The organism is Pseudomonas sp. TE12234, from assembly GCF_054061835.1.
This window is the reverse complement of the sequence record NZ_JBSSEP010000003.1, coordinates 206,354-231,120: the sequence shown is the minus strand read 5'-3', so window position 1 is coordinate 231,120 and position 24,767 is coordinate 206,354. Positions and strand designations below refer to the sequence as shown.

At 59.9% G+C, this 24,767-nt stretch carries 23 protein-coding genes and 1 pseudogene; 10 read left to right on the top strand and 14 right to left on the bottom strand.

The genetic code is table 11. From position 1 onward, the window contains the following. Positions 1 to 124: 124 nt before the first annotated feature. Positions 125 to 508 carry a PaaI family thioesterase gene (locus ACVWYU_RS07535; protein ID WP_247256704.1) on the bottom strand — a complete coding sequence of 128 codons (384 nt, stop codon included), beginning with the start codon at positions 506 to 508 and terminating at the stop codon, positions 125 to 127. Further along, positions 508 to 2,832 (bottom strand): Tex family protein, encoded by a 2,325-nt coding sequence (locus ACVWYU_RS07530; protein ID WP_090327862.1) that lies wholly within the window; start codon positions 2,830 to 2,832, stop codon positions 508 to 510. Before ACVWYU_RS07530 ends, ACVWYU_RS07535 begins: the two co-directional genes overlap by 1 nt. Positions 2,833 to 3,193: 361 nt before the next feature. On the opposite strand from ACVWYU_RS07530, the gene ompR reads away from it, so the two are divergent. Both ompR and ACVWYU_RS07520 read left to right on the top strand, forming a co-directional pair. Then, positions 3,194 to 3,934 (top strand): osmolarity response regulator transcription factor OmpR, encoded by a 741-nt coding sequence (gene ompR, locus ACVWYU_RS07525; protein ID WP_020795794.1) that lies wholly within the window; start codon positions 3,194 to 3,196, stop codon positions 3,932 to 3,934. A 115-nt stretch (positions 3,935 to 4,049) separates the two neighbouring features. Continuing rightward, a complete protein-coding gene (locus ACVWYU_RS07520) occupies positions 4,050 to 5,363 on the top strand; it encodes an ATP-binding protein (protein WP_090327864.1) in 1,314 nt (437 codons plus the stop codon). A 122-nt stretch (positions 5,364 to 5,485) separates the two neighbouring features. Here ACVWYU_RS07520 and rimK read toward each other — a convergent pair whose 3' ends face one another. Beyond that, positions 5,486 to 6,391 carry a 30S ribosomal protein S6--L-glutamate ligase gene (rimK, locus tag ACVWYU_RS07515; RefSeq protein WP_090327866.1) on the bottom strand — a complete coding sequence of 302 codons (906 nt, stop codon included), beginning with the start codon at positions 6,389 to 6,391 and terminating at the stop codon, positions 5,486 to 5,488. Further along, positions 6,388 to 6,867 carry a retropepsin-like aspartic endopeptidase RimB gene (gene rimB / locus ACVWYU_RS07510; protein ID WP_047536237.1) on the bottom strand — a complete coding sequence of 160 codons (480 nt, stop codon included), beginning with the start codon at positions 6,865 to 6,867 and terminating at the stop codon, positions 6,388 to 6,390. Before rimB ends, rimK begins: the two co-directional genes overlap by 4 nt. Positions 6,868 to 7,082: 215 nt before the next feature. On the opposite strand from rimB, the gene ACVWYU_RS07505 reads away from it, so the two are divergent. From ACVWYU_RS07505 to ACVWYU_RS07495, 3 genes are all read left to right on the top strand, one after another. Then, positions 7,083 to 7,487 (top strand): RNA-binding S4 domain-containing protein, encoded by a 405-nt coding sequence (locus ACVWYU_RS07505; RefSeq protein WP_090327868.1) that lies wholly within the window; start codon positions 7,083 to 7,085, stop codon positions 7,485 to 7,487. A gap of 216 nt (positions 7,488 to 7,703) precedes the next feature. Next, positions 7,704 to 8,606, top strand: coding sequence for an Hsp33 family molecular chaperone HslO (gene hslO / locus ACVWYU_RS07500; protein WP_090327871.1), 903 nt, complete (start codon positions 7,704 to 7,706; stop codon positions 8,604 to 8,606). 179 nt (positions 8,607 to 8,785) lie between these two features. Next, a complete protein-coding gene (locus tag ACVWYU_RS07495; protein ID WP_390958128.1) occupies positions 8,786 to 10,327 on the top strand; it encodes a phosphoenolpyruvate carboxykinase in 1,542 nt (513 codons plus the stop codon). A 129-nt stretch (positions 10,328 to 10,456) separates the two neighbouring features. Here the strand turns inward: ACVWYU_RS07495 and ACVWYU_RS07490 are convergent, their stop codons facing one another. The 5 genes and pseudogenes from ACVWYU_RS07490 to ACVWYU_RS07470 form a co-directional block, all read right to left on the bottom strand. Then, positions 10,457 to 10,822 (bottom strand): DUF1493 family protein, encoded by a 366-nt coding sequence (locus ACVWYU_RS07490; protein WP_390958130.1) that lies wholly within the window; start codon positions 10,820 to 10,822, stop codon positions 10,457 to 10,459. Further along, positions 10,819 to 12,096 (bottom strand): type II toxin-antitoxin system HipA family toxin, encoded by a 1,278-nt coding sequence (locus tag ACVWYU_RS07485; RefSeq protein WP_457372345.1) that lies wholly within the window; start codon positions 12,094 to 12,096, stop codon positions 10,819 to 10,821. The genes ACVWYU_RS07490 and ACVWYU_RS07485 overlap by 4 nt, the downstream gene beginning before the upstream one ends. Next, complete coding sequence (locus ACVWYU_RS07480; protein ID WP_390958133.1) at positions 12,093 to 12,587, bottom strand: helix-turn-helix domain-containing protein; 495 nt, start codon at positions 12,585 to 12,587, stop codon at positions 12,093 to 12,095. The genes ACVWYU_RS07485 and ACVWYU_RS07480 overlap by 4 nt, the downstream gene beginning before the upstream one ends. Before the next feature lie 184 nt (positions 12,588 to 12,771). Beyond that, a complete protein-coding gene (locus ACVWYU_RS07475) occupies positions 12,772 to 13,071 on the bottom strand; it encodes a hypothetical protein (RefSeq protein WP_247256698.1) in 300 nt (99 codons plus the stop codon). A gap of 407 nt (positions 13,072 to 13,478) precedes the next feature. Next, positions 13,479 to 13,763 (bottom strand): annotated as a pseudogene (locus ACVWYU_RS07470) (hypothetical protein); the annotation flags it as partial. Positions 13,764 to 14,307: 544 nt separating this feature from the next. Between ACVWYU_RS07470 and ACVWYU_RS07465 the strand changes: the two are divergent. Then, on the top strand, positions 14,308 to 16,266 hold the full coding sequence (locus tag ACVWYU_RS07465; RefSeq protein WP_457372344.1) for a RecQ family ATP-dependent DNA helicase: 1,959 nt from the start codon (positions 14,308 to 14,310) through the stop codon (positions 16,264 to 16,266). 48 nt (positions 16,267 to 16,314) lie between these two features. Next, positions 16,315 to 16,734, top strand: a complete 420-nt coding sequence (locus tag ACVWYU_RS07460) for an acyl-CoA thioesterase (protein WP_457372343.1) — start codon at positions 16,315 to 16,317, stop codon at positions 16,732 to 16,734. A 70-nt stretch (positions 16,735 to 16,804) separates the two neighbouring features. Here ACVWYU_RS07460 and ACVWYU_RS07455 read toward each other — a convergent pair whose 3' ends face one another. From ACVWYU_RS07455 to ACVWYU_RS07440, 4 genes are all read right to left on the bottom strand, one after another. Next, the gene (locus ACVWYU_RS07455; RefSeq protein ID WP_247256686.1) at positions 16,805 to 17,293 is read right to left on the bottom strand and encodes a glycine zipper domain-containing protein; all 489 of its coding nucleotides are present in this window, start codon (positions 17,291 to 17,293) and stop codon (positions 16,805 to 16,807) included. Between the two features lie 355 nt (positions 17,294 to 17,648). Further along, positions 17,649 to 19,997, bottom strand: coding sequence for an FdhF/YdeP family oxidoreductase (locus ACVWYU_RS07450; protein ID WP_457372342.1), 2,349 nt, complete (start codon positions 19,995 to 19,997; stop codon positions 17,649 to 17,651). Continuing rightward, on the bottom strand, positions 19,994 to 20,833 hold the full coding sequence (fdhD, locus tag ACVWYU_RS07445; protein ID WP_090327899.1) for a formate dehydrogenase accessory sulfurtransferase FdhD: 840 nt from the start codon (positions 20,831 to 20,833) through the stop codon (positions 19,994 to 19,996). Before fdhD ends, ACVWYU_RS07450 begins: the two co-directional genes overlap by 4 nt. Before the next feature lie 92 nt (positions 20,834 to 20,925). Further along, entirely contained in the window at positions 20,926 to 21,813 is an 888-nt protein-coding gene (locus ACVWYU_RS07440; RefSeq protein WP_090327903.1) for a LysR family transcriptional regulator, read from the bottom strand. 148 nt (positions 21,814 to 21,961) lie between these two features. On the opposite strand from ACVWYU_RS07440, the gene lysM reads away from it, so the two are divergent. After that, the gene (gene lysM / locus ACVWYU_RS07435) at positions 21,962 to 22,411 is read left to right on the top strand and encodes a peptidoglycan-binding protein LysM (RefSeq protein WP_457372341.1); all 450 of its coding nucleotides are present in this window, start codon (positions 21,962 to 21,964) and stop codon (positions 22,409 to 22,411) included. A gap of 157 nt (positions 22,412 to 22,568) precedes the next feature. On the opposite strand, the gene yrfG is transcribed toward lysM, so the two are convergent. Then, a complete protein-coding gene (yrfG, locus tag ACVWYU_RS07430) occupies positions 22,569 to 23,231 on the bottom strand; it encodes a GMP/IMP nucleotidase (RefSeq protein WP_090327909.1) in 663 nt (220 codons plus the stop codon). Between the two features lie 88 nt (positions 23,232 to 23,319). Here yrfG and nudE point away from each other — a divergent pair, with 88 nt between their 5' ends. Both nudE and cysQ read left to right on the top strand, forming a co-directional pair. Next, on the top strand, positions 23,320 to 23,886 hold the full coding sequence (gene nudE, locus ACVWYU_RS07425) for an ADP compounds hydrolase NudE (RefSeq protein ID WP_090327911.1): 567 nt from the start codon (positions 23,320 to 23,322) through the stop codon (positions 23,884 to 23,886). Continuing rightward, positions 23,883 to 24,710: a 3'(2'),5'-bisphosphate nucleotidase CysQ gene (gene cysQ, locus ACVWYU_RS07420; RefSeq protein WP_457372340.1), complete on the top strand. Its 828-nt coding sequence runs from the start codon at positions 23,883 to 23,885 to the stop codon at positions 24,708 to 24,710. The genes nudE and cysQ overlap by 4 nt, the downstream gene beginning before the upstream one ends. The last annotated feature ends 57 nt before the right edge of the window (positions 24,711 to 24,767 follow it).

Genomic DNA, 24,767 nt, shown 5'->3' with positions numbered 1-24,767 from the left:
GCCTGGTTTCTGGAGCCGCTCAGGCCATATGCCGGTCAGTCAATAACCGCACAATCCCTGTGGGAGCAAGCTCGCTCCCACAGGTTTGATTGCGTTGAAATTAACTCAAATCGATGACGTCTAGCTACAGGACAGCGAACGTGCCTTGTGCTTTTGCGACGAGTTTGTCGCCTTGCATCACGTCAGCTTCGACCACCAGCGTGCGCCGGCCCGGGTGGATCACCCGGGCGGTGCACATCACTTCACCGTCGGCGACGGCGCGGATGTAGTTGATCTTGCATTCGATGGTCGCGCTCTGCTGATCAAAGCCGTGGGTGCTGGAGCAGGCCAGCCCCATGGCAATGTCCACCAGACTGAACAAGGCCCCGCCGTGCAGCTTGCCGCCGCGATTGCGCAGCTCGGGTTCCAGCGCCAGGGCGACTTGCGCCACCCCGGTTTCCAGGCTGTGCAGACGACAGCCCAGATGCTTGAAAAACGCGCTTTCGGTCAGCCCGGCCGGGATGTCCATCAGCGTTTCTTCAACTGCTTGGCATTGGCGAACAGCGAAGCCATGGCGTTGTTGGCCGGAGCCGCCGCCGTGGTTTCCTTGCGCGGCGCGGTGTTCTGGGATTGGCGCGGAGCCGATCCTGGACGTGCACCGCGAGCACCGTCGATTTTCTCGCCCGGGGTGTCGCTCATGCGCATCGACAGGCCCACGCGTTTACGCGGGATGTCGACTTCCATGACCTTCACTTTCACCACATCGCCTGCCTTCACCGCTTCCCGTGGATCCTTGATGAACTTCTCCGATAGTGCAGAGATGTGCACCAAACCGTCCTGATGCACGCCGATGTCGACGAACGCGCCGAAGTTGGTCACGTTGGTCACCACACCTTCGAGGATCATGCCCGGTTGCAAGTCCTTGAGGTCTTCGACGCCTTCCTGGAACTCGGCGGTCTTGAACTCGGGACGCGGGTCGCGACCGGGCTTTTCCAGCTCCTGGAGAATGTCGGTCACGGTCGGCAGACCGAAGGTTTCGTCGGTGTATTTCTTCGGATCGAGACGCTTGAGGAACGCGGCATCACCAATCAGCGAGCGGATGTCACGGTCGGTTTCAGCCGCGATTCGCTGAACCAGCGGATAGGCTTCCGGGTGCACGGCGGACGAATCCAGCGGATTCTCGCCATTCATGACGCGCAGGAAGCCGGCGGCCTGTTCGAAGGTTTTCTCGCCCAGGCGCGCGACTTTTTTCAGCGCGGCGCGGGTTTTGAATGCGCCGTGCTCGTCGCGGTGGCTGACGATGTTTTGCGCCAGGGTTGCATTGAGGCCGGAGATGCGCGCCAGCAGCGCCACGGAAGCGGTGTTCACGTCCACGCCCACGGCGTTCACGCAATCTTCGACCACCGCATCCAGGCCGCGCGCCAGTTTCAGCTGCGACACGTCGTGCTGGTACTGGCCGACACCGATGGATTTCGGATCGATCTTCACCAGCTCGGCCAGCGGGTCTTGCAGGCGGCGAGCAATCGACACGGCGCCACGGATCGACACGTCGAGGTCAGGGAATTCCTTGGATGCCAGTTCCGAGGCCGAGTAAACCGACGCGCCGGCTTCGGAGACCATGACTTTGGTCATCTTCATGGCTGGATATTTTTTGATCAGCTCAGCGGCCAGCTTGTCGGTTTCACGGCTGGCGGTGCCGTTGCCGATGGCGATCAGATCGACCGAATGCTTGGCGCACAGGGCGGCGAGCACGGCGATGGTCTGGTCCCATTTGTTGTGCGGCACGTGCGGATAAACCGTGGCGTGATCCAGCAGCTTGCCGGTGGAATCAACCACGGCGACCTTGCAGCCGGTGCGCAGGCCCGGGTCGAGGCCCAGGGTGGCACGCGGGCCGGCCGGGGCCGACAGCAGCAGGTCGTGCAGGTTGTGGGCGAACACGTTGATCGCTTCGGTTTCCGCGCTATCGCGCAGTTCACCCAGCAGGTCGGTTTCCAGGTGGGTGTAGAGCTTGACCTTCCAGGTCCAGCGCACCACTTCGCCCAGCCATTTGTCCGCGGCGCGGTTCTGGTTCTGGATGCCGACGTGCTGGCCGATCATGCCTTCGCACGGGTGCATGGTGCCGGGCAGTTCATCACCGACTTTCAGCGCGGAGCTGAGAATGCCTTCGTTGCGGCCACGGAAAATCGCCAGCGCGCGGTGCGACGGCATGCTTTTCAACGGTTCGTCGTGTTCGAAGTAGTCGCGGAACTTGGCGCCTTCCTCTTCCTTGCCGGCGATCACGCGGGCACTGAGGGTGGCTTCCTGTTTGAGGTAATTGCGCAGCTTGTCCAGCAGGCCGGCGTCCTCGGCGAAGCGTTCCATGAGGATGTACTTGGCGCCTTCGAGGGCAGCCTTCACGTCGGCCACGCCTTTTTCGGCATCGACGAAGCGCGCGGCTTCGACATCCGGTGTCAGTGTCGGGTCGTTGAACAGGCCGTCGGCCAGGTCGCCGAGGCCGGCTTCCAGGGCAATCTGGCCCTTGGTGCGGCGCTTCTGCTTGTACGGCAGGTACAAGTCTTCGAGGCGGGTCTTGGTGTCGGCGAGCTTGATGTCACGCTCGAGTTGCGGGGTCAGCTTGCCTTGCTCCTGGATGCTGGCAAGGATGCTGATGCGCCGTTCGTCGAGTTCTCGCAGGTAGCGCAGACGTTCTTCCAGATGACGCAACTGGGTGTCATCGAGGCTGCCGGTCACTTCTTTCCGGTAACGGGCGATGAAGGGAACCGTAGAGCCTTCATCGAGTAGCGCGACGGCCGCTTCGACCTGTTGTGGGCGTACGCCGAGTTCCTCGGCGATGCGGCTGTTGATGCTGTCCATAAAACCACCTGACAAATTGTGAAAGCAGGCTCGCAGGCGCAGAAATAGGGGCTTGGCGAGTCTGGTTGAGCGGCCTGGCCTGCGCCGCTACCTGAGTCAACAGGCACTCCGTTGACCCGTGAAATCGAACAAATACTGCCAACGCTACGAAAATAAATAGCGTATGTCTGTAGTACCTGTCTGATGTTGCCTGACACAAAAGGCCGCGCATTATAACCAGCGTTCTGCCGTTAGGGGGCATCGCGGGATACGGGTGTAACGGCCGGTTTTCTGGCGGTAAAGGAAAAATCTGCTAACAATGCACACGGTGCGTATAACGGCAGCTACGCCATAATGCGCGCCGAGATCAAAGGAGCATCCAATGAGCAGCACTGCAAACATTGCTGAAGGCGAGAAAATTCTTATTGTTGACGACGATCCGGGCCTCAGCAGCCTGTTGGAGCGTTTTTTCGTCAGCAAGGGCTACCGCGCCCGTGCCGTCCCGAACACCGAGCAAATGGATCGCCTGCTGGCACGCGAAGTATTCAACCTGGTCGTCCTCGACCTGATGCTGCCCGGCGAAGACGGCCTGACCGCCTGCCGTCGCCTGCGTGGTGCAAACAACCAGATTCCAATCATCATGCTGACCGCCAAGGGCGATGAGCTGAGCCGCATCAAGGGCCTGGAGCTGGGCGCTGACGATTACCTGGCCAAGCCGTTCAACCCGGACGAGCTGATGGCGCGCGTCAAGGCTGTGTTGCGTCGTCAATCGGCCCCGGTGCCGGGCGCACCGGGCAGCGAAGACGAAAGCGTGACTTTCGGCGACTACGAACTGTCCCTGGCCACCCGCGAGCTCAAGCGCGGTGAAGAAGTGCACATGCTCACCACCGGTGAGTTTGCGGTCCTCAAGGCGTTGGTGATGAATGCCCGTCAGCCATTGACCCGTGACAAGCTGATGAACCTGGCCCGTGGTCGCGAGTGGGATGCTCTGGAGCGCTCCATTGACGTGCAGATTTCCCGTCTGCGCCGGATGATCGAGCCTGATCCGTCCAAGCCGCGTTACATCCAGACGGTTTGGGGTGTGGGTTACGTGTTCGTTCCGGATGGCGCCGCCACCAAGTGATCGGCGCTTTGTAGGAGCGGGTCGTGCGGGCCAGGGGTCATATGATCATGCCCGCAGACTCGCGATCCGCAATGTGCGAGCATTCCTCGCTCCTGCAAGTGTGTAGCGGTTATCCATGAAAACCCCGGTTTGGTTCCCCCAGAGCTTTTTCTCCCGCACCCTTTGGCTGGTGCTCATCGTCGTTCTGTTCTCCAAGGCACTGACCCTGGTTTATCTGTTGATGAACGAGGACGTGCTGGTGGACCGTCAGTACAGCCACGGTGTCGCCCTGACGTTGCGCGCGTACTGGGCGGCCGATGAAAAAAACCGCGACAAGATCGCCGATGCCGTACCCCTGATACGGGTGGTAGGTGCCGGCGTGCCGGAAGGTGAACAACACTGGCCCTACAGCGAGATCTATCAGCGGCAGATGCAGGCCGAACTGGGGGCGGACACCGAGGTGCGATTGCGCATGCATGCGCCGCCGGCGTTGTGGGTCCGGGCGCCAAGCCTGGGTGAAGGCTGGCTGAAAGTACCGCTGTACCCGCATCCGCTACGCGGCCAGAAAATCTGGAACGTCCTGGGCTGGTTCCTCGCCATTGGCCTGCTGTCCACCGCAGCGGCGTGGATTTTTGTCAGCCAGCTCAATCAACCTCTGAAGCGCCTGGTCTATGCCGCACGTCAACTTGGCCAGGGTCGCAGCGTGCGTTTGCCGATCAGCGATACGCCGAGCGAAATGACCGAGGTTTACCGCGCTTTCAACCAGATGGCCGAAGATGTCGAGCAGGCCGGTCGCGAGCGCGAACTGATGCTGGCCGGGGTCTCTCATGACCTGCGTACGCCGTTGACCCGATTGCGCTTGTCCCTGGAGTTGATGGGCGACCGCAGCGACCTGACCGACGACATGGTTCGCGACATCGAGGACATGGATGCGATTCTCGACCAGTTCCTGGCGTTCATCCGCGACGGCCGCGACGAGTCGGTGGAGGAGGTGGACCTGAGCGATCTGGTCCGCGAAGTCGCCGCGCCGTACAACCAGACCGAAGAGAAAGTGCGCTTGCGTCTGGAGCCCATCCAGCCATTCCCGTTGCGGCGGGTGTCGATGAAGCGACTGCTGAACAACCTGATTGGCAACGCGCTGCACCACGCCGGAAGTGGCGTGGAAGTGGCGGCCTATGTGTCTGGGGACACCGCCGCCCCATATGTGGTGCTGAGCGTCATGGATCGTGGTGCCGGTATCGACCCCGCGGAACTGGAAGCGATCTTCAACCCGTTCACCCGTGGCGACCGTGCACGGGGCGGAAAGGGCACCGGTTTGGGGTTGGCAATCGTGAAGCGGATTGCTTCGATGCATGGCGGCAATGTTGAACTGCGTAACCGTTCCGGCGGAGGGCTGGAAGCGCGGGTGCGCTTGCCGCTGGGGTTGATGCTGCCGCGAGATGCGGTTTAAGCGCTGACTTCTTCGGTGGGGCTGATGGCCCCATCGCGATCAGGCACCCACATTGGAATGTAATCCCCTGTGGGAGAGCCTGCTCGCGAAGGCGGCCTTCCAGCCGCCACAAGCCTCCAGGATCAGCCCTTCCCTTTGGTCCGCGTCATGTTCGGCCCGCCATTCTTTTCCAGATGCTCGATGATGATCCCCGCCACGTTCTTGCCGGTGGTGGTCTCGATACCCTCCAGGCCCGGCGACGAATTCACTTCCATCACCAGCGGTCCGTGATTGGAGCGCAGGATATCCACACCCGCCACCGCCAGTCCCATGACCTTCGCTGCCCGCAACGCCGTCATGCGTTCTTCCGGCGTGATCTTGATCAGGCTGGCACTGCCACCGCGATGCAGGTTGGAACGAAACTCTCCAGGCCTGGCCTGGCGCTTCATGGCCGCAATCACCTTGTCGCCCACCACGAAGCAGCGAATGTCGGCGCCGCCGGCCTCCTTGATGTACTCCTGAACCATGATGTTTTGCTTGAGGCCCATGAACGCCTCGATCACCGACTCTGCCGCCGTGGCGGTTTCGCACAGCACCACACCGATGCCCTGGGTGCCTTCGAGCACCTTGATCACCAGTGGTGCGCCGTTGACCATCGCAATCAGGTCGGGAATGTCGTCCGGCGAGTGGGCAAACCCGGTCACCGGCAAACCGATGCCCCGGCGTGACAGCAATTGCAGCGAGCGCAGTTTGTCCCGCGAGCGGGCGATGGCCACCGATTCGTTAAGCGGAAAAACCCCCATCATTTCGAACTGGCGCAATACCGCGCAACCATAGAACGTGACCGATGCACCAATGCGCGGGATCACCGCATCGAAACCTTCGAGCGGCTTGCCGCGGTAGTGGATCTGAGGTTTGTGGCTGGCGATGTTCATGTAGGCGCGCAGGGTGTCGACCACCACCATTTCATGGCCGCGTTCAGTACCGGCTTCGACCAGGCGGCGGGTGGAATACAGACGCGGGTTCCGCGACAGCACAGCGATCTTCATGCAACACCTGTGGAGGAGGTAGATACCGGGAACACCGGCTTGTCTTGTACATATTTAATGCCCGGATTGACCACCAACTGGCCATCGATCAGGGCTTTGGAACCGAGTAACAGGCGATATCGCATGGATTTGCGGCAAGCGAGTGTGAACTGGACTCGCCAGACCCGATCACCCAGGGCCAGGGTGGTGCTGATCACGTATCGCACCTGCGCGTGACCGTTAGAGCTTTTAATGGTTTTCATCGTCACCAGCGGTGCTTCGCAGCGGCGGTGACGCAATTGCACCACCGTGCCCAGGTGCGCGGTGAAGCGCACCCACTGCTCACCGTCGCGCTCGAAGGTCTCGATGTCGGTGGCATGCAGGCTGGAGGTGCTGGCGCCGGTGTCGATTTTTGCCCGAAGGCCTGCCACTCCCAAATCCGGGAGCGCCACCCACTCGCGCAGACCGACGACGGTCAAATGGTCAAATGTCTTCAAAGGTGCTCAACCGGTAGTAACCGCTCGGCCGCACGCGGCCGGATTCGCGGTATTCACGCAGAATAATGATTAAAAGGCGACAGATATCTACGGCCCGGATTTCCAGCCCTTCAGGGAGGTTCTGGAATGCCTGCATTGTAATCCGAGACGAGGTAATTCTTGGTACGACAGAAACGGTAGTACAGTTCACCAATATTTCAGAATGAGGAAATCCCATGGCACAAAAAAACGAAGAGGACGACAAAGTCCGCCTCGATAAATGGTTGTGGGCCGCGCGTTTTTACAAAACCCGAGCCCTGGCCAAGGCAGCGATTGAAAGCGGCAAGGTGCATTGCCGGGGTGAGCGTTGCAAACCGGGCAAGGAACCGCGCATTGGCGATGAGTTTGTGATTCGCACCGGTTTCGAGGAGCGTACGGTGGTCGTCCAGGCGCTGTCGATTGTTCGCCGTGGCGCGCCGGAAGCACAGACGCTGTACGCCGAAACCGAAGCCAGTATTGCCAAGCGCGAAAATGCCGCGGCCCAGCGCAAGGCTGGCGCACTGGGTGTGAGTACCGACGGCAAGCCGAGCAAGAAACAGCGGCGTGATCTGTTCAAGTTTCGTGGGAGCAGCAACGAATGATTGACCGAACCCACCGATCAACTGAGTCAGGCCAAGACTTGTAATTGCGCCTGCGCGTAGCCATATGAGGTAATTGGCCTGACGAGCCTGTGCCATTCGTCGTAAAACGCACACCGCCATCGGCCTCTAACCCAAAACCAGGCAGCAATACGCTATAGCCAAGGCGTAACCTCGAATTCTGTCACCACTTTTGTCACCACTTCAGATACCAGACTTATGACCGACTTACCGGATAACGACTTCACCCAACGCTTCATCTTCGATGACAGCGACACCCGTGGCGAGATGGTTTCGCTGGAGCTCAGCTACGCTGAAGTCCTGGCCAAACACGCCTATCCGGAGCCGGTCGCGCAACTGCTCGGCGAGTTGATGGCCGCTGCGGCCTTGCTGGTCGGCACGTTGAAGTTCGACGGGTTGCTGATCCTTCAAGCCCGTTCCGAAGGCCCGATCCCGCTGTTGATGATCGAATGTTCCAGTGAGCGCGACATTCGTGGCCTGGCGCGTTACGAGGCGGACCGGATTGCCGCCGACGCAACCCTGGCCGACTTGATGCCCGATGGCTCGCTGACCCTGACCATTGACCCGAACCAGGGCCAACGCTACCAGGGCGTCGTCGATCTGGATGGCGAAACGTTGTCCGACTGCTTCACCAACTACTTCGTCATGTCGCAGCAGATTGGCACTCGCATCAAGCTCTGCGCCGATGGCCGTCGCGCCCGTGGCCTGTTGCTGCAACAACTGCCCGCCGACCGTTTGAAGGACGAAGAAGAACGCGCCGCCAGCTGGCAGCACCTCACCGCGCTGGCCACCACCCTGACCTCCGATGAATTGCTGAGCCTGGACAACGAAACCGTGCTGCATCGCCTCTACCATGAAGAGCAGGTGCGTATGTTCGACGTGCAGAAACTGCGTTTCCGTTGCAGTTGTTCGCGAGAGCGTTCGGCCAATGCCCTGGTCAGTCTGGGTATGGAAGACGCGCAGAACCTGGTGATTGAGCACGGTGGAAAAATCGAGATCGACTGCCAGTTCTGCAACCATCAGTACCTGTTTGATGCCGCCGATGTCACTCAATTGTTCGCTGGTGCGGGTGTCGAGACGCCGTCAGATACCCGTCACTAAAACGGTTCAGCGCAGGTAAATTCACTGGTTTGTGCCGGAATAACGCCGTTACGACGGGAGGGCCCTACTATTTTTGGGCTTTTCTGGCATAATCCGGCCCACTTTTTTCGCGGTAGTAGTGCACGACTTTCTACTACAAAACGTTTGGAGCACTCGGCCACTGGCCGACGGGGAACCTCATGACGCAAGCCAATAACGCCGTGTACACCGATCTGAGTGTTGATGATCTGGTCAAAGAAGCCCTCAACCGCGGTGAAGGCGAGCTTGCCGATACCGGCGCACTGGTTGTTCGCACCGGTCACCGTACCGGCCGTTCGCCAGTCGATCGTTTCATCGTTGATGAGCCGACCACCACGGGCGCCATCGCCTGGGGCCCGATCAACCGCAAGTTCCCGGCCGACAAGTTCGATGCCCTGTGGAACCGCGTTGAGGCGTTCAACAACGCGCAAGAGCATTTCGTTTCCCACGTGCATGTAGGTGCGGCTTCCGAGCACTACCTGGCCGTGAAGATGACCACCCAGACCGCCTGGCAGAACCTGTTCGGTCGCTGCCTGTTCATCAACCCGGCCCAGTACAACCCGGCTGGTCGTGATGAGTGGCAAGTGCTCAACGTCGCCAACTTCGAATGCGTTCCAGAGCGTGACGGCACCAACTCCGATGGTTGCGTGATCATCAACTTCGCTCAGAAGAAAGTGCTGATCGCTGGCATGCGCTACGCCGGTGAAATGAAGAAAGCCATGTTCTCGGTGCAGAACTTCCTGCTGCCGGCCGCCGACGTGCTGCCAATGCACTGCGCCGCCAACATCGGCGAAGAAGGCGACGTGACCCTGTTCTTCGGTCTGTCCGGCACCGGTAAAACCACCCTGTCCGCCGACGAAAGCCGTTACCTGATCGGTGACGACGAGCACGGTTGGGGCGAGGGCGTGGTGTTCAACATCGAAGGCGGTTGCTATGCCAAGTGCATCGACCTGTCCGAGAAGAACGAGCCGGTTATCTGGAAAGCCATCAAGCACGGCGCCGTCCTGGAAAACGTCGTGATCGATGACGCCAAGCACGCCGACTACACCGATGTCAGCCTGACCCAGAACAGCCGCGCCGCTTACCCGCTGGAGCACGTTGCCAAGCGTTCCGAGAAGAACCTCGGTGGCGAGCCGAACGCTGTGATCTTCCTGACCTGCGACCTGACCGGCGTGCTGCCGCCAGTGTCGATCCTCAACGAAGAGCAAGCGGCCTACCACTTCCTGTCCGGCTACACCGCTCTGGTGGGTTCGACTGAAATGGGTTCGGGCAGCGGCATCAAGTCGACCTTCTCCACCTGCTTCGGCGCACCGTTCTTCCCGCGTCCGGCTGGCGAATACGCAGAATTGCTGATCAAGCGTATCCGCGGCTTCGGCTCCAAGGTCTACCTGGTCAACACCGGCTGGACTGGCGGCGGCTACGGCGTCGGCAAGCGCTTCAACATCCCGACCACCCGTGCGGTGATCGCAGCGATCCAGAGCGGCGCGCTGATTGGTACCGAGACCGAGCACCTGGACACCATCAACCTCGACGTGCCACTGGCCGTACCGGGCGTTGAGACTGGCCTGCTGAACCCACGCAACACCTGGGCTGACAAAGCCGCCTACGACGAAGCCGCCAAAGCACTGGCCGGCCTGTTCACCGAGAACTTCAAGAAGTTCGACGTGAGCGACGCGATCAAGGCTGCCGGTCCTCAGTTGTAAGCGTTGGTTTGATGCAATGAAAAAACCGCCTCTCGGGGCGGTTTTTTTATGGGCCTGATTCAGGCCGGCAAAAAACATAACTGCCATTATTCCAGCCGAATAGGCGCTAAACGACCAGAATAATGGCACTTATGCGTTTAGCTCCATGCCCTCCAATTCTGATGTATCCCACCGCTGGGCCTTGATCGCTTTGTAGAGCATTCCGATAGTCAGTGGGACTTTGTCGCCACGTCCCTTTGCCCTGCGCTTGAGGAAGACATCAAACCCTTCCGGCTGAAAGTAGCGATAGGCGTCGTAGTCGATGAAGTCGATGGCGAACTGCTCTTCCAGGCTTTCGATCAGGTGCTGGGCATCCGCGCCGTTGCAACCCAGATCGAAGTTGATCGAGGTGTCGAGGCAGATGGTTTTGCGTTCGGGCAGGCCGATTTCTTCGTGTAGCAACTGCATGAGTCGCTGCATGAAGTGGTCGTCGGGGAAGTGGGGGGCGAGGTTCATTGCATAGGCTCCGCCAATCGAAATGCAGGTGCCATATTGTCCTGCTCACGTTTTGATAGCCCCAATGCCTGCGCCAGCGTTGGCCATTGGCTGACAACGTATTTGAAGCGGTCGATGATATTTTCTGCATCCGCACGACTGACCCGAAAATACTCCGCCACTTCCCGCGCCAACTCCAGATCCAGTGCGTTGTCGGCTTCGGTGATGTTGAGTTTCAAACCGTCGGCATGGACCACCGGGTTTATGTCATAGGCGGCAGACAAGCGCCATCCCCGACCTGGGTCGAGGATAAAGCCATGATTGCGCAGGTGATCGTCAGTATTGGAAACCAGAATGTTGAACACAATGCGAGACCACAGCTCCCGTAGGTCAGCATGGGTTTGCGAGCCGTGTTCCATGAGCACTTCGGCCAACTCAAGGTAGCTTGCGCCGACTGAGGCATCGTCCCCGTCAACGCGATCAGTCAGGGTCATGGCCGAGGCAAAGTGCAGTCGGCCACCCCGTTCGGTGCGATCGAAGCGCTTGATCATGAAGCAGTGATGATCACTGGCGTAGCGTCGGGCGATACCGGTTGCGACGCGCAAGCCACAATGATTGGCCAAGGCATTGACCACCAGTTCCCAGGCGCCAACGTCATAGTCATCGCGGGTACTGGGGAATTTGGCGATCCACAAATGACCGTGCTCGTCTGCAACGCTGGCCTTGGGGCGGGCACCACCGAGTGAACCGCCCGGTGCGATCAACATTCTCAGCCACTCGCGGCCATCGAGTGAGGTGTTGTCCGGATCGTTTTCCAAGGCTCGGCTGGCTTGTTCTAGCGCTCGCAACTCGATGAAAGGCGGGGCGGCGACGCCATCGCGATCATCGAGAAAGTTGCCTTGGTCATTAAGCTTGTAGCGGATCGCACCGACCCGATAGAGATCATGTACGCCCAACAGGAAATCTGACTCGTGGAGCTTGCTGCCCTTGGCAATCAAGCCGTCGCGGATATCCCGTTCCAGCCGCCGTTTCATCAACAGTTGGCCCCATCGATCCGGGCTTGAGTCAGCGAACACGCCAAACCGGCTTTGATGTTGTCCCGGAAACTGCCGACCTTCATAGAGGCCAATGCGAGGGTCGAGCGGCGTGAAATTCAGCTCCGGATCTGCCAGCGCAACCCTGTCGTACTCAAATTCGAAGACTTCTGTGGAACGGGTCTTTCGGGCATGCAGGAAACCGAGACGCCTGGGCCCGTTCAAGGACTCCCAATCGGCATACACCGCAATCTGCGTCATTGTTCACCTGTCGTGGACTTGTTTTTTTTCTGGGTCAACAGACTGGAAAGAGAGTGGGTGTTGAAGGGGTAGTCAGCCAACAGATCTTCTACGGGGCTGGCGCTTTCAATTACTTCAGTCTCTTTTCCGGTTTTGGGAGGGGCTTTTTTAGCCACGCTGACTTTACGTGCCTGTCGGTTCAAGTCGTTGGATGAAGTGGCCCTGGATTTCAATTGTGCGTCCTGCAGTTGCCGCCCCACCTCGTCGGTTGCCGCGAGTTTGTTCAGGTCTTTTTCAAGGCCAAGCACCTGCATTACGGACAGGTAGGCACCGATGGTCACGCCTGAACCACCTGATTCCAGAGAGCGCAAGGTTGTCAGTGACATGCCTGATCTCTCGGCGACTTGCTTGGCGGTGAGCTTGCGGCGCAATCGTGCCAGTTTCAGTCGCTCCCCGAACTCGGCAAGCAATCGGGAAGCGGCGGGCAGGAGTGGCGCTGTCTTCTTGGCCATGTGCCAATATTCCTTCATTTTTTAGCCTTAACTGCCAGAATAATAGCACTTAAGTGAAAGAGCATCGCCTCGCCTTAAAGCTGCCTCACTGCATAGAAATTGATAGGGGACCCCATCAGTACTGCCATTATTCCAGCTGAAATAACGATAAACAGCCAGAATAATGCCAGTTTTAAAAATAATCTCAGACCGGTGCTTTCCAGTTGAGCATGCGTTGCTGGGCGACCTTGAGCAGGTCGCAGCCGTCCTGGGTCAGCAGGTACAGCGCGTGGGTGATGTGGGGGATGTCTTCGACATCGCCGTCGTGGAAGTTTTGGCAGTGCAGGGTTCGGAGCAGGTCGCTGGAGGCTCGGATGCGCTGGAGGGCGGCTTCGAGGATGTCCTGGGGGTTGGCTTCAGTGTCGATGATCAGGGGTGGGGTGTTGGTGAGGTTGGTGTGGAGCGGGAGGTAGCGTTCGTTGGTGAATGGATTCCATTTTTTCATTTTATGTATTCTCAAATGCATTGGATGAACCGCTGTCATCGTGACCAAGCGATGGAGGCGGACTGTGTTCGGGTTGGTCAACCGGAAGAACACATAAGACCGGCACGCCCGAAGGCGTCCCAAACACAGCCACCATAAAGCGTGCAGACACTTGAGGTGCCGGCAGCATACAACGGACGTGTTTATGTGTTCCATCGGGTGACCAAGCCCGAGTCGCTGATTTGGCAGCGACAGTCCGGACTATAGGTTTGCGTCCCCCGCCGGCGATAGCCGACAAGTTGTCTTCTTTTGTAGGACCGTGCCGAAGCTTGCATAGGGCGTTGCTGACGCACTTACCCACAGTGCACTGCGTGATCGTTCATCGCTGGCAAGCCAGCTCCCACAGGGGGACATGGTGGGGCCTGGCCAGTGAGTTTCGGCAGACGTTGCCGGGCGATGCAGAGCAGGGCATTGCCGTCCTGGGTCAGCAGGTACAGTGCGCCAACGATATTGGGGATGTCGCTGGCGTCGGCCTCTTTGAAGCACAGGCAGTACAGGGTTTCCAACAGGTCACTGGCGGCGCGGATGCGCTGCTGGGCGGCGTCGAGGATCTCGACCGGATCGGCTTCGGTGTCGATCACCAGCACCGGGGTTTCGCTGTAGCGGGTGTTGAGCGGGCGATAGCGGTCGTTGAGTGATTCGGGGTTGATCATCAAGGTGAGTCCTGTGCGAAAACGGCAGGTGTGCCCGGCAGGCCGATTCACTGATTTCAGCCGCGTCGGTGACTATAGAAGGGCGTGAGCCGGTGCCACAAGACGGCTGAGATGGACAGGTTTTGTAGGGTTTTTACTGACGTTTGAGGAAGAAGCCTACGAGTGGGTGGCGGTTTTTTACGCTGAAACTGGCAGTGGTAAAAATACCTACGGCTTTATCAGTCAACGCGTCGAAAAGCTCGGTAAAGGGCGCTTCAGAAACGGTAGGGTGTTTCGAGTTTTGTAGTGAATGGGCCGGTCTCTTCGCGGGCCAGCCCGCTCCCACAGGTTTTGCATCATCCTCAAGTTTGTGAACGGCGGGGATCCTCGTGTGCGAGCTTGCTCGCGATGGCGCCCTGACAGTCGCGACATTCCATAAGCCTTGCGATGCTGCCGAACCATCCGCTGTATCATCCCGTATCTTTTTCCGCCCCGACCTTTTCTCGGCCCGCTGCAATCGCCGGCTAGGCTTTGCTCTTCGCAGCGGTCAACGGAGTGACAGCTTATGCACAACACCCTGGAACAGGTTTTCGGTTATCCACAGTTTCGGCCCGGCCAGGAGGCGGCGGTCAGCGCGGTGCTGGCGGGGCGCTCGGCGGCGGCGATTTTCCCCACGGGCTCCGGCAAGTCCCTGTGTTATCAGCTTCCGGCGGTCTTGTTGCCGCACCTGACGCTGGTGGTCTCGCCGTTGCTGGCATTGATGCAGGATCAACTGGCGTTCCTGCAGCGCCACGGCATAGCCGCGGGCAGTATCGATTCGGCCCAGAGCCGCGATGACGCCAGCGATGTCATGGCCCGGGCCAAGTCCGGTGAACTGAAGATTTTGATGATCTCGGTGGAGCGCCTGAAAAACGAGCGCTTTCGCAACTTCTTGCAGCAAGTGCCGATCTCGCTGTTGGTGGTGGACGAGGCGCATTGCATCTCGGAGTGGGGCCATAACTTCCGCCCCGACTACCTCAAGCTTCCCGACTATCAGCGCCAGTTCAACATCCCTCAGGTATTGCTGCTGACGGCGACTGCGACGCCCAAAGTGATCGTCGACATGCAGGGCAAATTCGCCATCGCCCCCGAGGATGTGGTGACCACCGGTTTCTATCGGTCGAACCTCAATCTGTTGGTGGAACCGGTGCGCGGGCAGGACAAGCGCCGACGTCTTGTCGAGTGGATGAGCCAGCGTCCCGACCAGCCGGGCATCGTCTACGTCACTCTGCAGAAAACCGCCGAACAGATTGCCGAGCACCTGGGCCGCCACGGCATTCAGGCCGAGGCCTATCACGCCGGGTTGCCCCATGAGCAACGCGAAGCGATCCAGAAGCGTTTCATGAGCGGGCAGTCCAATTGCATCGTCGCCACCATCGCGTTCGGCATGGGCATCGACAAGAGCGACATCCGCAACGTGGTGCATTTCGACCTGCCCAAATCCATCGAAAACTACAGCCAGGAAATCGGCCGTGCCGGGCGTGACGGACAGCCCTCCGACTGCCTGGTCCTGGCCAACCGCGACAGCCTCAACGTGCTGGAAAACTTTGTCTATGGCGACACCCCGGAGCTGGACGGCATTCGCTGCGTACTCGACGAAATGCAGGCCGCCGCGCCCGAGGGGCAATGGGAGTTTTTGCTGGGGCCGTTGGCGGATCAGAGCAACATTCGTCAACTGCCGCTCAAGACCTTGCTGGTGCAGCTGGAACTGCGGGGCCTGATCGCCCCGCGTTACGCCTACTACGCCGAATACCGTTTCAAGTATTTGCTGGAGCCCGAGGCGTTGCTGGCGCGTTTCGAGGGCGAGCGCAGGGCGTTCGTCGCGGCGATCATCCAGACCTCCAGCCGCGCACGGACCTGGGCCACGGTGAATTTCGAGGCGTTGTATCAGCAGCACCAGGCCGAGCGCAGCCGAGTGGTCAAGGCGCTGGATTACTTTCAGGAGAAGGGTTGGGTCGAACTGGAAAGCAAGCAGATGACCGAGGTCTATAGCCTGCTGCAAACCGGCTTCGATAGCGTCGCGTTGAGTGAAGAACTGCATGGGTATTTCACCCGGCATGAACAAACCGAGATCGCGCGGATTCACGCCATGCTGGATCTGTTCGCTACCGAGCAATGCCTGGGATATCGCCTGGCCGAGTATTTCGGCGACGCCAATGCCCCAACGCAATGCGGACATTGCTCGGTATGTCACGGGCAGGTGGCGCGATTGCCGGAGCCACCGCCATTGCCGGCGCTTGTGGATAAAAACTTTGAGCGCTTGTGCGGGGATTTTATCCACAGGCACAAACAGTACACAGGCGGTGTGCCATCGGCCGAGCGGGTGACGCGGTTTCTCTGCGGGATCAGCGTGCCGCTGTTCACCAAACTCAAGGCGCGGGCGATCTCGGGGTTTGCAGTGCTTGAGGATTATCCGTACGCCGAGGTACGTGGGTGGGCTGAACAGCATCTGGCAAGCACGGCGTCCCCTGGCGACGCTTCGTGACACGTTTTTCGACGTAGACTGGCTGCCCGACTTCAGGAACCCACACTGATGCCTCAACGCGCCGATTACCCGCATTTCCAAGCCATCACCACGCGCTGGCACGACAACGATGCCTATGGTCACGTGAACAACGTGACCTACTACAGCTTCTTCGATACGGCGGTGAATACTTATTTGATCGAGGTCGGGGGGCTGGATATCCACGAAGGCCAGGTGGTGGGCTTCGTGGTGAGTTCGGCCTGTGACTACTTCGCTTCCATCGCCTTCCCGGACCGGGTCGAAATCGGCTTGCGGGTGGGCAAGTTGGGCAACAGTTCGGTGCAGTATGAACTGGCAGTGTTCAAGGCCGGGGAAGACGAAGCCTGCGCGGCGGGACGCTTTGTGCATGTGTTTGTGGATCGTGCGTCCAATCAGCCGGTGGCAATTCCCGGGCAGTTGCGCGCAGCGCTGGAGCGCCTGGTGGTTTAGACAGGCAAAAAAAATCGCAGCCCTTGGGCTGCGATTTTATGAAGTACCGGCTGACGAGGCGATCGAGGCCTCAGTCGCGGTCGTGATAGTACCTGTGATGTTTGCGATGCCCATAGGCATGGCCGCGCCCCGGGTGATCGTCACGGTAGTAACGACGATCATCATGGCCACGATAGGAGCGACGATCGTCCTCATGGTTACTCTCGTTGCCCATGTGGTTACCCAGCGCGCCACCCAGGCCGCCGCCTGCTGCGGAGCCGATCAGGCTGCCGGTGGTGCCGCCCATGCTGCGGCCGACCACGTTACCGCCTGCTGCGCCCAGCGCACCACCAATGGCGGCTTCGCCACGGCTGTGTTTGTTTGCGCCGACTGCGCTACCACCCGCGCCGCCCAGGGCCGCGCCAATGGTGGAACCTGTATTGCCGCCTAACGACTGACCGACGACCGAGCCCAGAACCCCGCCCAATGCGCCGCCCACACCTGCTTCGGTGGTGCCGCCAGCGGAGGCGAAGCCACTGACCAGGCCAAGGGACAACAAGAGAATCGAGGAGAACTTCATAAAGGAACCTCAAGGGGATGACGGCGCGATCCTGAGGCTGTGTCATAAGTGTGACAATCGAAATCCGACGAGTAACACGACTTGCGCACATTTCGATAAGTTACTGTTTTTGGGGCGGAACTTAACGGTTTCAGGCCGGTCTGTAGCTACTTGGCAAAGGCCGTTTTTGAGAAAAAACGGCCTTTTTTGTGGGCGATTGGAAAGTGTCGAATGATCCGGATCATGTGTTGCCATGTCGGACGCCATCGCGGGCAAGCCACGCTCCCACAGTATTTAAGTCGTACATGGGGAATGCATACAACTCAAACCCTGTGGGAGCGTGGCTTGCCCGCGATGGGGCTCGACCTGCCGCCGCTTAAGCCGACCTGGCCATGATCAACCCGGTCTCGCTCGCCGCTTCCAGGCGGATGGCGACGAACTTCGAGGTGGGCGTATGGCTGCCATCCCCAGTGCTTTCCAGCGGCACCAACGGGTTCACTTCCGGATAGTAGGCCGCCGCTTGCCCGGCCGGGATATCAAACGCCAGCAGCGTAAAGCCTTTCACCCGACGCTCCAGGCCATCATCCCAGATCGATACGATGTCAGCCTTCTGCCCCGGCTTGAAGCCCAGGCGAATGATGTCGGCTTCGTTGACGAACAACACGTCACGCTGGCCTTTCACCCCGCGATAGCGGTCATTGAGCCCATAGATCGTGGTGTTGTACTGATCGTGGGAGCGCATCGATTGCAGGATCAGGTCCGGCAGTACGCCGGTGGCGCGGGTGCGCTCATGCACCAGGTTCTCCGGCAGCGCATTCGGGCGGAAATTGGCTCGGCCTGACGCGGTGTTCCACTTGCGCGCACCGGCGCTGTTGCCGAGGTAGAAGCCACCCGGATTCTTGATTTTCTCGTTGAAGTCCTTGAAGCCAGGGATGGTGTCGGCAATCAGGTCGCGGATGCGCCTGTAGTCCGCTACCAACCAGTTCCAGTCCACCGGGTGGCTGCCCAGCGTGGCTGCCGCGATGCCGGCCAGAATCGCCGGCTCCGAACGCATCTGGTTCGACAGCGGTTCCAATTGGCCATTGGAGGCGTGGACCATGCTGAACGAGTCCTCGACGGTGACCGCTTGGGGGCCTTCGGTTTGTCGGTCGATGTCGGTGCGACCCAGGCATGGCAGAATCAATGCGTCCTTACCGTGGGCCAGATGGCTGCGGTTGAGCTTGGTGCTGATCTGCACGGTCAGGTCGCAATTGCTCAGGGCCTGGAAGGTCCGTGGGCTGTCGGGAGTGGCTTGGGCGAAGTTACCGCCCAGGGCAATGAACACTTTTGCCCGACCCTCGGCCATGGCGTGAATCGCTTCAACCACGTTGTGGCCGTTTTCGCGCGGCACTCTGAACTGGAAACGACGCTCCAGCGCATCGAGGAACGCCACCGGCGGGCGCTCGTTGATGCCCATGGTCCGATCGCCCTGCACGTTACTGTGGCCACGCACCGGGCACAGGCCCGCGCCTGGTCGACCGATGTTGCCGCGCAGCAGCATCAGGTTGGCGATTTCCTGGATGGTCGCCACCGAGTGACGATGCTGGGTGATGCCCATCGCCCAGCACATGATGACGTTCTTGCCCTTGGCGTACATGCGCGCCGCTTGCTCGATTTCCACCAGAGGCAGGCCGGATTGCTCGACGATCTGCTCCCACGGGGTGTCGTCGATGACTGCGAGGTAATCCAGCACGTTGACGCAGTGCTCATTGAGGAACTCGTGATCGAACACGGCAGGTTCCCCCGCCTTCTGCGCGTCGCGCTCCCACTGCAACAGGAACTTGGCCATGCCGCGCATGATCGCCATGTCGCCGCCCAGTGCCGGGCGGAAGTATGCGGTGTTGGTCGGCTTGTCGCGGTTGGTGAGCATTTCGATCGGGTGTTGCGGGTGCTGGAAGCGTTCCAGGCCCCGTTCCTTGAGCGGGTTGATGCACACCACTTGTGCGCCGCGTTTCACCGCTTCGCGCAGCGGCTCAAGCATCCGCGGGTGGTTGGTGCCGGGGTTCTGGCCCCAGACGAAAATGGCATCGGCGTGTTCAAAGTCATCGAAAGTCAGGGTGCCTTTGCCGACGCCAACGCTTTGCGCCAACGCGACACCACTGGCTTCATGGCACATGTTCGAGCAGTCGGGGAAGTTGTTGGTGCCATAGGCGCGCACGAACAATTGATAGAGAAAAGCCGCTTCATTGCTGGCACGCCCAGAGGTGTAGAACTCGGCTTGATCCGGGCTCGACAAACCGCGCAGATGCTTGGCGATCAGGGCAAAGGCATCGTCCCAGCTGATGGGTTGGTAGCGATCGGTCTCGGCGTTATAGCGCAATGGCTCGGTCAGGCGGCCCTGGTATTCAAGCCAGTAGTCGCTCTGCTCCAGCAACGAAGTGACACTGTGTCTGGCGAAGAATTTGCCATCGACACGCCGTTTGGTCGCTTCCCAGTTCACCGCTTTGGCGCCGTTCTCGCAGAACGCCACCATGCCGCCTTCCAGCGAGTCGCCCCAGGCGCAACCAGGGCAGTCGAAACCGCCGTTCTTGTTGGTCTTGAGCATCATGCGCAGGTTTTTCAGCGCGTTGTCGCTGGTCAACCAGGCCTGGGCGACGCTGATCAGTGCGCCCCAACCACCGGCCGGACCTTTGTAGGGTTTGTAGCGAGGAACGGGTGTCTGGTCGGCTTGACGGTGTTGACTCACGCTTGATTCTCCAAAGCCGGGCTGTAAACCCGTGGCGCATTCTTTTGTGGCAGATGGATGAGATTGAGGTTGTGACGACGGGCCCATTGCACGGCAAGGCCGGTGGGCGAGGACAGGCTGACCAGGGTCTGGATGCCGGCGCGCAGCACTTTCTGGATCAATTCGAGGCTGCAGCGACTGGTGACAATCGCCAGCCCGCCGGTGGTCGATATGTTGCGACGGATCAGGCCACCAATCAGTTTGTCGAGGGCGTTGTGCCGGCCGATGTCTTCACGACCCAGCAACAATTGGCCCTGATCGTTCATGAACACCGCAGCGTGTACCGCACCGCAATACTGGCCAAGCGGCTGGAACTCACTGATGCGCTGGCGCAGGCCGTCGAGCCATTCGGCGGGCGGCAACGGTGCGCCGGGCAGCACTTGAAGGTCCGGCAATGCCTGTTCGACCGCTTCCACGCCGCAGAGCCCGCAACCGCTGGTGCCGGCCAGTTGCCGACGCTGTTGCTTGAGGTTCCAGAACGCGCGGTTGGCAATGGTCACTTGCGCGTACTGCGCCGAACCCGAGCCACTGAGTTGCAGGTCATAAATCTCGGACGCGTCCTGGATGATGCCGCTTCCAAGGCTGAAGCCGACGACGAAGTCTTCGAGATCGGTCGGTGTCACCAGCATGACCGCCTGGCTGATGCCGTTGTAGGCAATCGCCAACGCGACTTCCTCGGCCAACGCGGTGCTGGCTGATTCGGTGTATTGAAGGTTGCTGTAGCTGTAAGTCTGGCTGGCAGCGGGCTCGGGCGTTGTGGAGGCGGGCGCCGAGCAGTCAGGGCGCTTGGCGTTCATGGCATCACCTACGGTTTGATCAGCTTTAAGACTAGGCGCGACAACGTGTCGCGTCTAATTGCTATTACTGATCCACTGATAGATGGCGTCGATCAAGCCTTCGGTAGCGATTGCTGCAAAATCGCAAAACAGGCTTCCGCCAACGCTGAGCGTGGGGCGCTGCGTCGCATGATCAGCCCCAGTCGGGCCAGGGTCTGGGCATTGTCGATGGGGTGCAGGCGCAGTTGGTCGGTGAGCTGTTCAAAACCGCCGTCCAGAGGCATCACGGCACAGCACAGACCGCCGTGCACCGCTTGTAGCAATTGATGCACCGCGTCTGTTTGCAGCAACGGTTGCGGTGTCAGGCCACGGATGTGGAAATTGTGGTCAATGGACTGGCGAAAGTGCATGCCACTGGTGAGCATGCCCAGCGGCAGCTCGATCAACGATTCCCAAGTCAGAGGCGACTCGCCGAAGTTGAAGAAACGCTGATCGTACAGCAGGCCCATGCGCGCTTCGCTGAACGTCAGCGACTCGAAGCGTTCACCGTCCAGGCGCTCCAGATAAGAAACGCCGATATCCAGCCGGTTATTCGCCAGTTGTTCGAGGATTTGCTCGGAGCTCAACGCCGACAGTTCGAAGCGCAGGTTCGGGTGTTGCGCGTGCAGGTGTTGCAGCAGCGGCAGTGGATCGAAACTCGACAACGGCACCACGCCCAGGCGCAAAGTACCGACCAGGTTGCCACGACAGGCGGCGGCCTCGGCGTACAAGCCGTCGTAGGCGGCCAACACCGTGCGCGCCCAGGCCAGCACCCGCTCGCCCGGCGCGGTGAAGCCTTCGAAGCGCTGACCGCGATTGACCAGCGGCAAGTCGAGCTCTTCTTCAAGGTTGCGCAGGCGCATGGACAGGGTCGGCTGGGTGATGTGGCAGCGCGCGGCGGCCTGGCCGAAATGACGGGTTTCGTCGAGAGCGATGAGGAATTTCAGCTGCTTGATGTCCATCTTCGCTCCAGGGCGGCTCCAGGGGGTTGAGCAGGTGCCGATTCTATCTCCCGGGGGAAGCGGCGTCATTGGTCGGGTTGGATCCACAAGTCACGGGGGTGGTCTAGGCTTTTGCGTCTGAACACTTAATTCCCATGGAGAGCGCCCGATGAGTCTGTTCAGTTTTCTAAAAGAAGCCGGTGAAAAAATCCTCGATGCACTGACGCCGGACAAGGCCGAAGCCAACAGTGAAGCGTTGACCCGACATGTGCAAAGCGCGCTGACGGGAATCGACACGTCGAAGATTCAGGTGAAGGTCGAGGGCGATAAGGTCATTGCCAGCGGCGAAGCGAATACGCAGGAAGAGAAGGAAAAAATCCTCCTGGCACTGGGCAATGTGGCGGGTGTCAGCGGCGTTGAAGACCAGATCACCGTGATCGGGCCTGTGATCGTGGCGGCGAAGTTTGTCGTGGTCGAGAAGGGCGACACGCTGAGCGCCATTTCCCTGCGTGTGTACGGCAATGCCAACCTGTACAACAAAATTTTCGAAGCCAACAAACCGATGCTCAAGGATGCGAACAAGATCTATCCGGGGCAGTCGTTGCGAATTCCCGAGTAAAGACAAAACCCGTGACGAGGGAGCTTGCCCCCGCTGGAGGGCGAAGCACTCCCAATCCGGCTAATGTGTTCTTTCTGATAGATCATGTCAGCTGAAGTGTGCCTGCTGCGCAGCCAAGCGGGAGCAAGCTCCCTCGCCACAATGACGGTGTCAGGTCTCAAAGCCCGGCAATCAAATCTCGATAATCCTCCACCGCCGCAAACTCTGCCGTGTCCTTCGGCCCTTTTCGGCTGTCCGGCTCTTTCACGGCCAGCAAATGCGTCACGCCAAATTCCCGGGCACTGCGCAGGATCGGCAGGGTGTCGTCGATAAACAGGCTGCGCGCCGGATCGAAGTCGATGTCCGCCTGCAACGCCTCCCAGAACTGGGGGTTTTCCTTGGGGAAACCGTAGTCGTGGGAGCTGATCAAGCGTTCGAAGTAGGGCGCCAGTTCGATTTTTTCCAGCTTCAATGACAGAGAGTCACGGTGGGCATTGGTGATCAGCACCACGCGTTTGCCGGCCCGTTTGATCGCCGCCAGGAAGGTGTCCGCATCGGGGCGCAGGGCGATCAGGTGCGCGGTTTCCAGCTTCAGTTCGCGCACCGGCAGCTTGAGTTCGGCACTCCAGAAATCCAGGCAATACCACTGCAACTGACCGGCATTGCGCTCGAACAGCGGCTGCAGTTCCAGCTCGGCCATGGCCCGGCTTATCCCGTGCAAGTCGGCATAACGCTGGGGCAGATGCTCCAGCCAGAAATGGTTGTCGAAGTGCAGGTCCAGCAGCGTGCCGTCCATGTCCAGCAGAACGGTGTCGATGTCGTGCCAGGGCAGCAGGGACATAAAAACTTCTCCAGCGTAAAAAAGGTATCCGAAGACAACAATCAGGATAGGCCGGGTATAGTAACCCGCTATTGCCCAGGAGCCGCTCATGCGCCAGAAACCCACCGTCCTCGCCCGCGAGATCGTCGCCACCAGCCGTTTGTTCTGTGTCGAAGAACTGAAGTTGCGCTTTTCCAATGGCGTAGAGCGCACTTATGAGCGATTGGTCGGCAAGGGTGCCGGGTATGGCGCGGTGATGGTTGTGGCGATGCTCGACGCCGATCATGCGGTGCTGGTCGAAGAGTATTGCGGCGGCACCGATGCATACGAACTGTCGCTGCCCAAAGGCTTGATCGAGCCGGGTGAAGACGTGCTGGCGGCGGCCGAGCGGGAGCTCAAGGAAGAGGCTGGTTTCGGTGCGCGGCAATTGGAGCATCTGACCGAGTTGTCGTTGTCGCCCGGTTACATGAGCCAAAAGATCCAGGTGGTACTGGCCACCGACCTCTATGAGGAACGTCTGGAGGGCGACGAGCCGGAACCGATGGGTCAGAGCAAGGTCAACCTGCGCGAGCTGTCCGCTCTGGCGCAAAACCCGCAGTTCACTGAGGGGCGAGCCTTGGCGGCGCTTTATCTGGCCCGCGACCTGCTGACTCAACGCGGAGTGTTCCTGCCATGAATTTTCCTCATCCATTGATGGCGCCGGTGGTTGAACTGGCCTTGCAGGCGGGCGACGCGATCCTGCCGTTCTGGCGCACAGGTACGGCGGTGACAGCCAAGGCCGACGACTCTCCGGTGACCGCCGCCGACCTGGCTGCCCATCATCTGATTCTGGCCGGGCTGACGGCACTCGATCCGAGCATTCCGGTGCTGTCCGAAGAGGACGCCAACATCCCCCGGAGCGTGCGCGCCGGGTGGCAGCGCTGGTGGCTGGTCGATCCGCTGGACGGGACCAAGGAGTTCATTTCCGGCAGTGAAGAGTTCACCGTCAACATCGCCCTGATCGAGCAGGGGCGTGTGGTGTTTGGTGTGGTGTCGATGCCGACCAGCGGACGTTTTTACGTGGGCGGTGCCGGGTTGGGCGCCTGGCGTGGCGACAGGGGTGAAGCGCCGCTGCCGATTCAGGTTCGCGAAGTGCCGCCGGCGGGTGTGGCGTTCACCGTAGTCGCCAGTCGTCGCCATTCCAGCCCTGAACAGGAACGTTTGCTGGCCGGGTTGAGCGCCAGCCTGGGTGAGCTGGAACTGGCCAATATCGGCAGCTCACTGAAGTTTTGCCTGTTGGCCGAAGGGGCGGCGGATTGTTATCCGCGCCTGGCACCGACTTCGCAGTGGGACACGGCGGCCGCGCAAGGCGTGCTGGAAGGGGCGGGTGGCGAGGTGCTGGAATTGAGTGGCGCGCCATTCAGCTATCCGGCGCGGGAATCGCTATTGAATGAGTTCTTTTTGGCGCTGCCGGCGAAGTCGGCGTGGCGGGATAAATTGTTGGCGCTGGCTAACCTGTAGCTGGTTTGCCAGCGATGCGGTGTGTCTGACACACCGCGTTGCATGAATCGCCAGCAA